The organism is Butyricimonas faecalis, assembly GCF_003991565.1.
Taxonomy (GTDB): Bacteria; Bacteroidota; Bacteroidia; order Bacteroidales; family Marinifilaceae; genus Butyricimonas; species Butyricimonas faecalis.
The window spans coordinates 2,781,209-2,796,474 of record NZ_CP032819.1 but is presented as its reverse complement, the minus strand read 5'-3'; the positions used below and the strand labels follow the sequence as shown (position 1 = coordinate 2,796,474).

The 15,266-nt window shown below is 41.2% G+C and carries 10 protein-coding genes; all 10 read left to right on the top strand.

Annotated features, from left to right (window positions below):
- The first annotated feature begins 24 nt into the window (after window positions 1-24).
- The 10 genes from D8S85_RS12165 to D8S85_RS12120 all read left to right on the top strand — a co-directional run bounded on the left by D8S85_RS12165 (window position 25) and on the right by D8S85_RS12120 (window position 15,233).
- Window positions 25-1,452, top strand: coding sequence for a RagB/SusD family nutrient uptake outer membrane protein (locus D8S85_RS12165; RefSeq protein WP_106480894.1), 1,428 nt, complete (start codon window positions 25-27; stop codon window positions 1,450-1,452).
- A 28-nt stretch (window positions 1,453-1,480) separates the two neighbouring features.
- Complete coding sequence (locus D8S85_RS12160; protein WP_106480893.1) at window positions 1,481-2,359, top strand: zinc-binding metallopeptidase; 879 nt, start codon at window positions 1,481-1,483, stop codon at window positions 2,357-2,359.
- Between the two features lie 140 nt (window positions 2,360-2,499).
- Window positions 2,500-3,435: an ABC transporter ATP-binding protein gene (locus D8S85_RS12155; protein ID WP_106480892.1), complete on the top strand. Its 936-nt coding sequence runs from the start codon at window positions 2,500-2,502 to the stop codon at window positions 3,433-3,435.
- Between the two features lie 27 nt (window positions 3,436-3,462).
- Window positions 3,463-5,769: a Gldg family protein gene (locus D8S85_RS12150; RefSeq protein ID WP_127075127.1), complete on the top strand. Its 2,307-nt coding sequence runs from the start codon at window positions 3,463-3,465 to the stop codon at window positions 5,767-5,769.
- Window positions 5,770-5,948: 179 nt separating this feature from the next.
- A complete protein-coding gene (locus tag D8S85_RS12145; protein WP_106480879.1) occupies window positions 5,949-6,515 on the top strand; it encodes an RNA polymerase sigma-70 factor in 567 nt (188 codons plus the stop codon).
- Between the two features lie 85 nt (window positions 6,516-6,600).
- Window positions 6,601-7,773: a FecR family protein gene (locus D8S85_RS12140; protein WP_106480878.1), complete on the top strand. Its 1,173-nt coding sequence runs from the start codon at window positions 6,601-6,603 to the stop codon at window positions 7,771-7,773.
- Window positions 7,774-7,938: 165 nt separating this feature from the next.
- Window positions 7,939-11,310, top strand: a complete 3,372-nt coding sequence (locus tag D8S85_RS12135) for a SusC/RagA family TonB-linked outer membrane protein (protein WP_240648637.1) — start codon at window positions 7,939-7,941, stop codon at window positions 11,308-11,310.
- Between the two features lie 16 nt (window positions 11,311-11,326).
- On the top strand, window positions 11,327-12,868 hold the full coding sequence (locus D8S85_RS12130) for a RagB/SusD family nutrient uptake outer membrane protein (protein ID WP_106480875.1): 1,542 nt from the start codon (window positions 11,327-11,329) through the stop codon (window positions 12,866-12,868).
- Window positions 12,869-12,881: 13 nt separating this feature from the next.
- Window positions 12,882-13,601 carry a DUF4843 domain-containing protein gene (locus D8S85_RS12125; protein ID WP_127075123.1) on the top strand — a complete coding sequence of 240 codons (720 nt, stop codon included), beginning with the start codon at window positions 12,882-12,884 and terminating at the stop codon, window positions 13,599-13,601.
- A gap of 18 nt (window positions 13,602-13,619) precedes the next feature.
- Window positions 13,620-15,233, top strand: coding sequence for a PKD-like family lipoprotein (locus D8S85_RS12120; protein ID WP_106480873.1), 1,614 nt, complete (start codon window positions 13,620-13,622; stop codon window positions 15,231-15,233).
- Window positions 15,234-15,266: the final 33 nt, after the last annotated feature.

Below are 15,266 nucleotides of genomic sequence, written 5' to 3'. Positions count from 1 at the left end.
GTGGAACCGATAAAAAATATAGAAATGAAAGGAAAAGTTTTATCAATAATATGTGCGTTGGGGATACTGACAGTTTCTTGTTCGGATTTCCTGGATTCCAAATCTCAAGATGAGGTGATCCCGAAGACAACGAAGGATTTTCGCGAATTGTTATTGGGATCGGGATATCCCAATCCCACGAATGAGCACCCGGTTGCCATAACCAGTTACATGGATGATGATCTTGACTGTGATGTGAATAACTCTTCGGCTGGTGCGGATTACACCAAGAGTATCTTTGCGGTTTACACGTGGCAGCCCGATGCGGAGAGGTACGAGTCGACGGTTGTGAGCCCGGAATTGGCCTCCACTCCTTATTATGCCATGTTCGAGCGGATTAAAGGTTGTAATGCCGTGCTGGATTATGTGGATGAGGCGGTAGGGTCGCAGCAGGAAAAAGATCAAATCAAAGCGGAAGCGTTGGCTGTGAGGGCATTATTTTATTTTTGGTTAGTGAATCTTTACGGGGAGCCTTACACGGAGAACCCGCAGTCGTTGGGGGTGCCTCTGAAGCTTTCTTCTTCGGTGGAGGAAGTTAGTATTGCCCGGAGCACGGTGGAAAAGGTGTATGAGCAGATTCTGGCGGATTTGAATAAATCGGCAGCCTTGCTGGGCGAGGATAGTCGCGTGACCACGGATTACAGGATTAACCGACCGACAGTGGAGATTCTTCTTTCTCGGGTGTATCTTTACATGGGAAATTGGCAAAAGGCCGTGGAGGCGGCAACCGAGGCAATCCGGATAGGAGGGGAATTGACGAATTTGACAGCGATAGAGAAGGCAGATGCGAATTTTGTTTGTACCCAATATTCCTCTCAGGAGGTAACTTGGATGTATGGAGGCAGCGTGTCAACCTTTAAAATTGAAAGTGGCCTGAATATGTCTACCGAGTTACGAACGGCTTACGGGGAGAATGATCGAAGAATGGATCTTTATTATTCGTATGATGCAAGTAGAGGAGAATATTACAATAATAAACCGTCGTCGACGAACGATGCTCCAAAGTCCGCGATACGTATGTCCGAGGCTTATTTGAATCGGGCGGAGGCGTATGTTTTGTGGGAAAACAAGACCACGGAGGCTTTGGCAGATCTGAATAAATTGCGTCGGAATCGTATCACCGGTTATCAAGATGTTGCTATCAGTGATCCCGATTTGTTGTTGAAAGAGATTCGTTTGGAGCGGCGTTTGGAGTTAACCTTGGAGGGGCATCGTTGGTTGGATTTACGCCGTTACGGGATGCCTTCTATCAAACATACTTGGTTGCCCGGTGTTGGGATGGCATTGCAAACTTACGTGTTGAAGGAGAAAGATCCGATGTACACGCTTCCTTTGCCGGAATCCGTGATAGGAGCGAATCCAGCCTTGACTCAAAATGCTTCGGCGTATGAACCGGAACGAAAAGCTGAATGAAATTATGAATGACTAAAAGAGATTCGTTATGAAAAAAAGATATGCAATAGTAATGTTGGTCTGGGGTATATTTTTGTGCTCTTGTTCGAAAGACGTGGCTTTGGGTCCGGATGTGGAGTTTGAGCGGGATTATGTGTTACCGCAAGGAGGAGATGCGGAATCGGATGAGCGGATCGTGGAGTTGTATGAAAGATACGGTTCTTATTTTCTGTATGATTTTACCGTGGCAGATTTGAATTGGAATCAGGTGGCTAATTCAACGTTGTACAAATTGGCTTTAGGAGAACCGAAATATGCCATAGATATGTTGAATTTGTTGGATGAGGTGTGGTTGAAGTTTTATCCCGAGGAATTCTTGAAAAAGAATTTGCCGTACCGGGTTTTTATGGCAGATACGGTGTATTCCGTGTTGAGTTATAGGGATCGTCCGGAGATATGTGTGAAGACGGGTGATAATTCTTTGGCTTTTGGCTATATGAATAAGGATACCAAGAATAAAACTGCCGCGGAGAAATTGGAATTAAAGAACACGGTTCAATCTCTTTTCTTTGATTTGTTGCAGGTCCGTAAAGTGATAACTATTCCGGAGGAATTTTATAAGATCAGTGACTATTCGACGAAAGCGAGTCGTGATCCCAATGACCCGGACTACGCCCGTAAACGCGGATTTGTGGCTAATCCCCAGTATGGGAACGAATGGTGCATTTATGTCAATTGGCAAACGAAAACGCTGTTGCAGTCGGATGACTTGACTTATTTTCTGGCAAGTATTCTTCGCCGTACTTCTGAGCAGTGGGAAAGCGATTTAACCTATCCGCTGGTAAAGCAAAAGTATGATATTCTGGTGGACCATTTCAAGAAGGAGTATGATATTGATTTGGTTAAAATAGGGAATACAATTTATTGATTTTTGAATAGGGAGGCGGGATTCGCGGCCTCCCTACTATTCCGTGTAAGTGTGAATGTAATATGAACAATGCGTTGAAAAACGGGTTGTAAGGGCGTATTGTCTTAAAATTAAAGATGTTTGAATTATAAAATTACTGTATGGAAAATTCAATTGTAAAAGTAGAGCATTTATCTCATCGTTATAGTGTCCAATGGGCAATCCGGGATATTAATTTCGAGATTAATCAACGGGGTATCATGGGACTCCTCGGCTCCAACGGGGCGGGGAAATCAACGACGATGAATATTATATGCGGGGTGTTGAAGCAAACAGAAGGAAACGTGTTTATTGACGGGATTGACCTGCGGGAGAATCCGGTGGAGGCGAAGAAGAATGTCGGGTTCTTGCCTCAAAAGGCTCCCCTGCATTTGGACTTCACGGTCGACGAGTATCTGACGTATTGTGCAGATCTTCACATGGTGGATAAGAAGCAGATTAAGGCGGCGGTGGATGAGGCCAAAGCTCGTTGTGGGATTACGCATTTCAGCAAACGGGTGTTGCGAAATCTTTCCGGGGGATACCAGCAACGCGTGGGTATCGCGCAAGCGATTGTGCATAAGCCGAAATTTGTCGTGTTGGACGAACCGACGAATGGATTGGACCCGAACCAGATCACGGAAGTGCGCCATTTGATAAAGGAAATAGCGGAAGAGCGTTCGGTGTTGTTGTCTACCCATATTCTTTCCGAAGTACAGGCTACTTGCCGGAACATTAAGATGATCGAGAACGGGCAAATGATATTTTCGGGCAGTATCGAGGAATTCGATAATTATATCCAACCGAATACTTTGTTAGTGGAGTTGGATACTCCGCCGATGGAGTGTGACCTGCTTTTGCCGGGGATCTCCAAAGTGGAAACCTTGTCGGAAAGAAGATTCCGTTTGCGATATGACGGAGATCAGGATACGGCTAAGCGTGTGGCAGAGGTTTGTGTCACGAGAGGATGGGGGTTAATTGAGCTAGTGATTGAGAAGAGTTCGTTGGATGCGATATTTGCCCAATTATCAAAGAGTGCTTCCAAGGGGAGAAAGTAGTATGTGAATTTATACGAGAAGAATATTATGAGAAGAATATATAAAATTGCAAAAGCGGAGTTAGCTACCCTATTTTATTCTCCGGTAGCATGGTTTATTTGGGTCGTGTTCGCGTTTCAGGTAGGGATGACGTTTGTCGGCTTGATGGAAGAAAAGGCACAGTCAAGTACGTTGGGGTACGCATTTGGGATGCAAACTGCTTCGTTATTAGGGGGTATGCGCGGTTTGTACACGATCGTACAACAATATCTTTACCTGTATATGCCCTTGCTGACGATGTCATTGATGAGCCGGGAGTATAGCAGTGGTTCCATTAAGTTGTTGTATGCGTCGCCGGTGACTTCTACCCATATCATTTTGGGGAAGTTCCTTTCTATGATGCTTTACGGGTTGGTGTTGTTGGGAGTGTTGTTTGTGATGGTGTTGTTTGCCGGTTGCGTTATTCCTAATTTCGGATTTAAGGAGGCTTTGGTTGGTTGGCTGGGACTCTATTTGTTGTTGTGTGCTTACGCTTCTATCGGTCTGTTTGTCTCTTCGTTGACTTCTTACCAGGTGGTGGCCGGTATCGGGACGCTGGTGATTCTGGCTGCGTTGAATTACGTGAACCAAGTCGGTCAGAGTTATGATTTCGTGCGGGATATTACGTATTGGCTTTGTATTTCCGGACGTTCGGAAGAGATGATTTCCGGATTGATTTGCAGCGAGGATATAATCTATTTTATCGTGGTGCCGGCAATGTTCTTGTCTCTGACGATTTTGAGATTGAATTCAACCCGTCAGTATACTCCGAAGGGTGTTATGTGGGGAAAGTATTTGGGAGTGATTGCGGGGACTTGCCTGATCGGTTATATTACCTCCCGGCCGATGATGATGTGTTTCTATGATTCTACCGAGACAAAGCGGATGACTCTGACGCCTGTAAGTCAAGAAATCATGAGCAAGCTGGAGGATGGGATGACGATAACGACTTACGTGAATTATTTGGATCGAGATGCTTTTTACGGCTGGCCCACAATGGTAAACGAGGATAAAAAACGCTTCAAGCAATACCTGCGTTTCAAGCCGGATATCAAAATGAAATACGTGTATTATTATGATACGGTGGCTACGAATCCTTGGCTGATGGGGCGTTATCCGGGCAAAACAATTGACGAAATTGCAAAAGAGGAGTCAGAAAAACGGGACTGGGATGTCAAAAAATTGCTGACCCCGAAACAGATTAAAAAGATAATTGATTTGGAACCGGAAGGGAATGTTTTCGTGCGGTTGGTGGAACGGAAAAACGGACAAAAGGCATTCCTGCGGTTGTTCAATGACTTGGAGAAATTCCCGAGTGAAGCTGAAATCGGGGTGACATTCAAGCGTTTCGTGATGGAGATGCCTAAAGTCGGATTCCTTACCGGACACGGGGAACCTTCCATCACTGGAGAGCGGAAACGGGATTATTTGTTGTTTGCCGGGGAGAAAACATTCCGCCATTCGTTGCTGAATCAGGGGTTCGATACGGAAGAAGTATCTATTTCTGGCAATTCCGATATACCCGATTATATCAATATTTTGGTTGTTGCCGATATGAACACGCCTCTAAATCCGGAGGAGATGACCAAATTGAACAAGTATATCGAACGGGGCGGCAATCTGTTGATCGCGGGTGGAGCCGGGAAGCAAAACATTATGAACCCGATTATCGAACCATTTGGTGTACGTATGTTGCCGGGAACATTGGTACAGAAGAAAGTGGATATTCTCCCGAACTCCATGATGGTAAATGCTGTGCCAGAAACAGTGAAAGAACTTTCGTATCATTATGAATTCATGTGGTTGGTACGTAAGTTTAAAGTGAACATGAAGGATGCCGTGGGATTGGATTACACGACGGACAAAGGCTTTACCGTGCGAGAGTTGTTGCGTACAGATTCCACCGGATGTTGGAATGAGATGGAAACACGGGATTTCGTGAATGATTCTGTGGTGTTGAATCCCGCGGCAGGAGAGATCGAACGGATGTACCCGACGGCGTTGGCTCTATCTCGTAAAATAGGTGATCGAGAACAACGAATCATGATTTTGGGAAATGCCAGTTGTATCAGTAATGACGGGGTTGCCGGAGAACGAGGGGTGCCCGTGGCGAATTATCCGTTGGTAACCGGAACGTTCCATTGGTTCTCTTACGGGGAGGCTCCTTTGGATGTGCGTCGCCCGAGCGGTTCGGATGTCGGTTTCCGTTTGAAACGTCCGGATATGCCGTACGTGAAGATTGTCTTTATGGGTGTTATTCCCGTGATTCTGTTGTTGTGGGGTACGATTTTGTGGATTCGTAGAAAGAGAAATTAATAAAAAGAAATAACCAACGATAAACATGGTATGATTGTTATTAATAATGAGGGTGTGTCTTTTGGCACGCCCTTTACTTGATCGTGTTTATTTGAATTTGTGATATATTTTGTGTTTATTTGAATGAAAAATCATAGCTTTGCGATAAAGTAACGCGGGAAAACAATTATTAGAGTTACATGGAAATGCAACCAGATGAATTTATAGACCAAATAAATAGAAAGCAGATGCCGGCTTTCCGCGAGTTGTTTGGTACATTTTATCGATATCTGGTGTTATATGCCCTACGTTACGTGAAACAGCAGGAGGTGTCGGAAGATGTTGTGCAGGAGGTTTTTATTGCTATTTGGGAGAGTGATAAGAAGTATAATTCATATCACGGGTTTCGGGCATTTTTGTATGATGCGGTCAAAAATCGTTGTTTAAATTATTTAAAGCATGAAGAGGTTGAACGGCGACATGCAGAAATTTTATTGCAGGAACAAAATGAAGAGGACGAGGATTACCGGTTGATGCGTGAAGAGCTATACCGGGAGTTACATCGAACCGTGGATGAGTTACCGAAGCGTTGTCGTCAAGTGTTCGAATTGCATTTGCAGGGCAAGAAAAATGAGGAAATAGCTCAAGTACTGGAACTTTCTGTAGAAACAGTGAAAACACAGAAAAAGAAGGCGATGTATTTTTTGCGAGAGCGATTAGGTAAATCGTATTATTTGTTAATTATTTTGAATATCATTGATTTGTAAAATTTTGTGTCTTTTTTTTGAAAAAAGATGGATTTAGGATACCCCGTTTTTGTATCATGGTTGTATATGATGCAAAAATTATCAGATGAAGAATCAGTATTCCGATAGAATTGTTCGCTTGTTGCAGTTATACTTGCTTGGAAATATTACCGAGAAGGAACGGCAGGAATTAGAGAGCTGGTGTGAAGATGCTCCCCGAAATAGGAAATTATTTGAGCAAATTTGCCAGGAAGATTTATTCTCGAAAGAACACGCTGTTTATAAGGAGATTAATGATATAAAAGCATTACATGTTTTTGAAAAACGTGTGAGAAAAGTCTCCCCGAAGTACATAGGGCGTTGGTGGAAATACGCAGTCGTGTTGTTATTCCCTATTTTAGTTGTGGGATCGTGGAAGTTAATGCATGAAACAGTGCAAGTTCCTGTCGTAGTCTCATCTGTCGCGTCAGTTCAACCGGGATGTTCACAGGCCGTGTTAGTTTTGGATGACGGGCGTAAGGTGTTTTTGAAGGAGGAGGAAGAGGGGGTGATTTCTGAGGATAAGGAGATAACGGTTACCGGGGAAAAAGATCGTTTGGTATATACTTCTTCCGAGGGTAAAAATGTAGACGGAATCCGTTTCAATGAACTTGAGGTTCCTCGTGGTGGGGAGTATAAGGTGAAGTTAGCGGATGGAACATTGGTGTATTTGAATTCGGCTACTCGGATGAAATATCCTGTTAAATTTGATGGGAAAGAACGTAAAGTGTATTTGTCGGGAGAGGCTTATTTTGAGGTTGCCAAAGATCCCGAGTGTCCATTTTTTGTGGAAATGGAAGGTGTGGAGGTTCGAGTGTACGGGACTTCTTTCAATGTTAATACTCATCAAAAAGGGTGCATACAAACCGTATTAGTCAAGGGAAGTATTGGGGTCAAGGTTTTGGCTTCGGGGACGGAGAGCGTGATCAAACCCGGACAGATGGCTGAATTTAAGCAAGGAAAGACGAAGGTTGACGTGAAGGAAGTAAATGTAGCCGTTTATACGGATTGGAAGGATGGCATTTTCCGTTTTGAAAATCAGAGATTGGAAGATATTCTTACTGTTTTGTCGAACTGGTATGATGTGGATGTTTTTTATCAAACACCTTCCGTGAAGGAGTTACATTTCTCGGGGTATATGGAACGGTATAAAGATGTCCGTGTGATTTTGGATGCGATTACCTTATCAACAGGGGTAACGTTTTCTATTCAAGGAAAGACGATTATTGTATCAAAATAAAAACGGAAAGTATTTGGCGTACTTCCCGTTTGTAATTAAGGACAACAAAAACTATTTGGCGTAGTTTCTTGTTGAGGTATTAATAACTTTAAGTACAAATGTATGGAAAAAAAACGATTGTGCCATTCTTTTTTTAAAAGACCATGGCGTAAAATTTTAGTAATTATGAAACTGTTTTTTTTACTCACTTGTTGCTTTACGCTTTCGTTGTCAGCCAATAGTTTGGCACAACAGGAACGCGTGAGCTTGAAAATGAAGAACGTGGGTGTGGAGAAATTGTTCGACGAGGTTCAACGTCAGACGAAGCTTTATTTCTTGTTTAATATAGAACAAGTAAAGCAGTTGGGGAAAATTTCTTTGGACGTGAATAATGAGACCGTGGAATCTGTGTTGATGTCTGTTTTCAAAAATTCAGATTTGACGTACGTTTTTAACGGCAATATGATCGTCGTACGACCTAGAGATGCCCAAGATGATAAGGAAGTAAAGAAGATCGTTATAACGGGAAAAGTTTCTGATGCGAAAAAACAGCCTCTTCCCGGTGTGACCGTGCAGATGAAGGGGGTTGCTATCGGAACAGCGACGGGGCATGATGGTAAATACTCGTTGACAATCCCTAATGCTCCCCAAAAATTCACACTTGTTTATTCTTTTGTGGGGATGCTGACTCAGGAAGTTGTTTACGCCGGGAAGGATACGATTGATGTTGTGATGAAAGAGGATGTTAAGGCTTTGGAAGATGTGGTGGTGACGGGATTTATGAATATTCGTAATTCAAGTTTTACGGGTAATGCTGTTACGGTGAAAAAGGAGGATTTGCTGAAAGTGTCGAAAACGAATGTCATTAAGGCTTTGCAAACATTCGATCCTTCTTTCCGCATTAAGGAGAATAATCGTTGGGGATCAGACCCGAATGCTTTACCCGAGGTGTATATTCGTGGAGAATCCGGTTTGGGAGTGAAACAGTTAGATCGTGACGCTTTGTCAAAATCGAATCTAGTGGATAATCCGAATCTTCCAACATTTATTATGGATGGTTTCGAGGTGAGTGTGAGTAAATTGTATGATATGGACCCAAATAGGATCGAGTCAATCACCATTTTAAAAGATGCTACAGCAACGGCTCTTTATGGATCACGCGCAGCTAATGGTGTGGTAATTATTACCACAATTCCTCCTAAAGCTGGAAAGTTGAACATTGATTACAGTATTGTGGGAGATATTACATTTCCGGATTTGACGGACTATCATCTATTGAATGCCAAGGAAAAATTGGAAGTGGAACGTTTGGCAGGATGTTATGATTTTGACAAGAATAATGATGGTTATACGGACAAATATACTTTGGATAAAGAGTATAGCAATAAATTGGCAAATGTTGTAAAAGGAGTGGATACTTATTGGCTGGCAAAACCGTTACAGACCGTGTTTAATCATTCTCATAGTTTGTATATTGATGGAGGTAGTGAGAGTGTGCGTTTTGGCATTGAATTGCAATATGCTAATCAAGATGGTGTGATGAAGGGCTCTTTGCGTGATCGTATGGGGGCAGGTGTTTCTTTAGCGTATAATTATAAAACATTTTTGGTAAAAAATACGGTGACTTATCAACGAGTGCGTACGAAGGAATCTCCTTATGGAAATTTTGCTGCTTTTGCAAAGCAATTACCTTATGACACGTATAAGGACGAGGATGGTGTTTATAATCCGACGATGAAATATTGGGGGAGAGGTTCTGATAGTCGACGTGTGAATCCGATGTATGAACCGAGTTTAAATAATTTTAATAAGGGAAGCTCTGAAGAGTTTATCAATAATTTGTCAGTCAATTGGAATATTATTGACGGGTTATTGTTGAAAGGTCAGTTGAGTTTGACTAAAACGATAGGTAATACTAAACGTTTTTATGATCCATTATCCCAGCAGTCGGCTAATTTGAATATTTTGTCTTTGAAAAATGTGAATTCGGGTACATTGTATTTGGATAATAATGATGGTTTTAGTGTGGATATGAATGCCACGTTGTCATTCAATAAAGCTTTGAATGGTCATATGATAAATGCTTTGACAGGAATTTCTGTGCAAGAGGATAAATCTAAATCAAATGGCGCTACCTATATTGGTTTCCCCTCCGGAACTCTTTCATCTCCAGAATATGCTAAAGAAATGTATCAAAAGACTCGCTTTAATGAAAGTACGAAACGTCTAGTGGGATTCTTATTTTCATTGAACTATTCGTATAAAGACATTTATCTTTTGGACGCCTCTGTTCGTATGGATGGTTCTTCGACATTTGGATCTGATCAACGTTTTGCTCCTTTTTGGTCATTTGGGTTAGGTGTGAACTTGCATAAATATAATTTTATCCAATCGTTAGGATTTGTTGATCAGTTGAAACTTCGTGCTTCTTACGGGCAGATTGGTAAAGCGAATTTTCCGGCTTATGCTGCTCGATCTACATATGATATTGCAACAGATGAATGGTATAAAACAGGATTGAGTACTAGGTTGAAGGCCTTGGGTAATAAGAATTTGACTTGGGAAACGACCAATACATTTGATATCGGGGCAGAATTGTCATTGTTCGGTGATTTGTTGTATGTGAAGGGATCTTATTACGACAAACGAACCATCGATTTGGTAAATGATGTGACAGTCCCTACTTCTACCGGTTTTACTTCTTATCGAGATAACGTGGGGGAAGTTTCGAATAAAGGGTACGAGTTTGATGTACGAGTGTCTGCTTATCAGACGAAGGATTGGTCTGTTATTTTTAACTTTAATTTGGCACATAACAAAAACCGGATAGAGAAAATTTCAGAGAGTTTGCGTGCCTATAATGAACGCGTGCAAGAGATGTTCTCGAAACAATTGGCTTTTAATGATCCGGATAAGGAGTTACAATCACAACCTTTCTTGCAGTATGTGGAAGGTGGTTCTTTGAATTCTATTTTTGGCGTGCGTTCGCAAGGTATTAATCCTGCTGATGGTCAGGAAGTATTTGTAAGTCGTAATGGTCAATTGACAAAAGTTTGGGCTGCTTCGGATCAAGTAGCCTTGGGCACGTCAGAGCCCAAAGCACAAGGAACTTTTGGTTTTAATATTGTTTATAAACAATTCAGTTTGTTTACGAATTTTATGTATGAAACTGGTGGGCAACGTTATAATCAAACTTTGGTGGATAAAGTGGAAAATGTGAATGTGTATACGGATAATGTGGACGAGCGAGTGTTGACCAGTCGGTGGACAAAACCGGGCGACAAGGCAAAGTATAAAAGTTTGGTTGTCGGGCGAAATGTTGTCGAGCAAACAAAGCCCACTTCTCGTTTTGTGCAGGATTATAATGTGTTGTCGTGGAACTCTTTGGAGTTGGGCTATGATTTACCGTCTAGTATTACAAATAAATTGAATTTGAGTATGTTACGTTTCAGTTTCGGTATGAACGACATTTGGCATCTTTCCAGTGTGAAGCAGGAGAGAGGAACGAGTTATCCTTTCGCTCGTACGGTGACGTTCTCTATCAAAGTTTCACTATAATGAAAAAATTAGCGATATGAAAAAAGTGAATATATTGATTTTAGTGACGTGTGGCTTATTATTATCGGCATGTACCGATTGGTTGGATGTTTCTCCGGAAGACACGGTGGAAGAGGAAGATTTATTTAAAGAAGCTACCGGATTTCAAAATGCGTTGAATGGTGTGTATCAGCAAATGGCAAGTACTTCCTTGTATGGACGGGAATTGACTTTCGGATTGATTGATGCCATGGGCCAAGTATATAGGATATATGGAGAGAATAAAACTTGGAGTAGCTGTATTAGTCAATATCATTATTATTATCATGGAACTAAGTTTGCTTATGATGCCAATAAGGATATAAAGAATGCCATTGAAAGTATTTGGGCAAAGGGTTATAATACGATAGCTAATTGCAATAATATTATTAATCATGTTGATGATTTAAAGACAGAAGATTTTCGCGGAGGAGAGGTAGAACGTCAGATGATTAAGGGTGAAGCATTGGCAGCTAGAGCTTTAATGCACTTTGATTTATTACGTTTATTCGCTCCGGCGTTAGTGTCTAATCCTACTAGTATATATATTCCTTATGTAACAGAATTCCCGTATTATGGAGGGCAAGTGGCATTGAGTGTGGAGGAGACGTTAAAGAAAATCGAGGCGGATCTTTTGATGGCAAAAGGAATGATTATGGCTTATGATACATTGGATTTGGCTCATCGGAAAGCCTTGGGGGCGCAGTATCGTTTTGATTCGTATGCGCTTTCTTCTAGTGAGGATGGTTCGAAGGTAATAAGTTTGCCTTTCTATCACTATCGAGGTTATCGAATCAACGCTATGGCTGTGACTGGTTTGTTGGCACGCGTGTATAGTTATTGGGGAGGTGAAAAGTTAGCTATTGCTGCCAAGAATGCTCAAGAAGTAGTTGATTTTAAATGGACTCGAGAGGGAGACTTAGCGTTGAATTATACGGAAAACGGTTGGGATGGTCGTTTGGATTATGATCGGAAATGTACGCAGGATTTGATATTCTGTTTATCATATCCATTGCTGCAACAGGATTATAGTGATTATTCGCTATCAACTAGCAACTCTTGTTTGTCCTTGGCCAAATATGATGAAGTTTGGAATTATGATCTTGCTGATGGTGGTGATTTCCGTTTGAAATTTATTAAAACGATAGATGGTTTCTATCCTGTAAGTATGCCGTTGAAAAATATCCGTCCGAATTCTGATAAAGAGTTGGTGTCGCAGATCGAGGATATGGTTCCGATGATGCGTTTGAGCGAGATGCATTTTATTTTAGCAGAATACTACGCATCTATTAAAAATTTCGAGCAAGCTGCATATTACTTGAAACAAGTGCGTGAGGGAAGAAATTGTAAAGGGGATGTGAGTTTAGGAATTGTTGATATGGCGACTTTTAAGGCTCGGCTTTTGGGAGAGGTGAGACGCGAATTTTTTCAAGAGGGACAGACCTTTTTTTATTATAAAAAATATGGAGAAAGTTTGAGGTCTGGGATGAAGCCGGAGTCCTTTGTTTTCCCGAAACCGGATAGTGAAAATATTAATTAATGAGGAGGTGATTATGAAAAATAAACATATTATAGGAAAAGTGTTGTTGGGAGGCTTGTGTTTAATGATGTTGTCGCAAAGTTGTGATAAACGTGACGTTTTTTCTTACGAGGCAGATCGTGCGTTGTTTTTTGAGCGTTGGGAGCAGGTTGGAACTAATAAATATGTTCGTTTGGATACGGTGCAATATTCTTTTTCCCACTATGTTGGGGCTGAAGATTTGGAGCATCGCTTTAAAGTAAATTTGATTGGAAATTTGTTGGAGGAAGATATGGAGTATCGGGTGATTGTTGTTGATTCATTGACAACAGCTACGAAAGATCAATATACGATTAAAGATCCAGTTTTTCGAAAAGGACGATCTTCTGATTCATTAACCGTGATATTACACAAGACTCCGGCATTGAAAGACAAACAGGTACATTTGACCTTGCGTTTGGTGGAAAATGAAAACTTTGGTTTAGGTTATATAGGTTATACGGATGTGCGAGTTCGGTTTAATGATATGAAAATGAAACCATTATGGTGGACAAAGGAAATTGAGTTAGCATTTTTGGGTCCTTATTCGTATGAAAAGTTAGAAGCGATTGTTGCGGCGAATGAAGGATTCACGACATTTGAAGGCTTGGATATCACGACTAGGCGCAAAATAGCATTGAATACAAAAGAGTATATCCGGAAACATGGGATTACTGAAGCGAATGGTGACGCAATGGTGATACCAATCTATTAACGTGTAATTTGATGAGTTATGAAAAAAATATATTCAATATTTCTGTTGTTTTCCGTAGTCTTCTTGACCGCTTGCTATGATGATAAAGGAAATTACGATTATAAAGATATTAATGAAATAAAAATTTCATTTGATGGTGAGGGTTTCTTATCGAAAACATTTGGTGAAGTGTTGGAATTGAAACCTACCTTTAATATAGATTTAAGTCAAAATCCCGATAGGTACACGTATTTGTGGAAGTTGAATGACGAAACTCGTGAAGGTTGGGATCAGCCAACATTTAAGTGGAAAATTGACGAAGTTGTGCAACACGGTAATATCTCTTTGGAGGTAACAGACAAGCAAACTGGAGTAGTTTATATGGAACGCGTGACTTTGGAGGTCGTTGGAGTTTATGAAAATCGATGTTCATGGATGATTTTGTCGGATGTGGGAGGAAAATCGCAATTATCCTATTTCAATACATTGGAATACGATGAAAATGCAGACACAATTATTGCGTCGCGGTTAATTCTGGATGTTTATGGAATAGCGAATAATGGAGCAGAATTGGGATCAGGCCCGATTGCTTTGCAAGAGCATTTTAGGGAGAAGATTGAGTGGAGCGAAAATATTGTTGGTAATATCTGTGTTTTTCAAGAGAGTGGTGCAGTGGATTTGAGTGGAGTGAGCTTTGAAAAAGAGATTGATATGGTGGAAGCTTTTGATGGAGGTGTGTACCCGAAGGAGGGAATTGTGCTTCATCCTGGAACTTTTATGGATTGGGTAGATGTAGTAACCGATCAAGAGGGACAATTATATTCTCGGTTGAAAGTGACGAGTACAGTCTATAATTCGGATTATTTTTTACATACACCGTTGTGTTGTGAGGGTGAAAGTGAACCCTTACGGAATTGTACGGTGATCCATGGATATTATAGATCGAATCGCACGGGGTATAACTTTATTTATGATGGAGAGAATAAGCGATTACTTTACGTAACGAATGGGGGAACGAATTGGGATTCAGAGTTGTTAGGTGCTGGTCGCATAAGTAAGTTGCCAGCTTGTGGGGAGAATGATGATATTAATGCGATCATTCCTTTAGACAACATGAAAGGGTATGAATTACTGAAAGCAACGATGTTTGGGTTTGGATATCCGAATTATGGTGTAGCCCTATTGTTGAAAGAGGAGGCGACTGATAAAATATTTTTAGAGCGGGTGAAATTTAAGGGAAGTGGAGGAAACCCTACAATTGTTGAAATTTGCAAGGATGAAGTGATGGGTTTGCCTGGGATTCCAACTGTTTCCACGATGCCGTTGAGTGGTCCGGAATATATGTTCTTTGCTGTTGGTAAAGATGTGTATTACATGGATTTCAATAATACACAAAATCCGGTAGTCCTTTACAAGAGTTTTAATGCTAATATTGTGGCGATGAATGCTGAATCGGCAACTTATTATGGAGCTCACATGGCCGTGGGATTAGAAAATGGCGAGTTTTACGTGTTGTTTATTTACGGGGCTAAGAATCTTTCTGAGGAAGAAAAAGTCCTTTACCCGAAAAATGGAATGGCTTATCCTGAAGAGGAGCGTATGGGACGGATCGTGGACATCCAATACAAACAATTGGATCATTGGAATTATTAATCAAAGATAAATAGATAAGGAATACACTTTCCT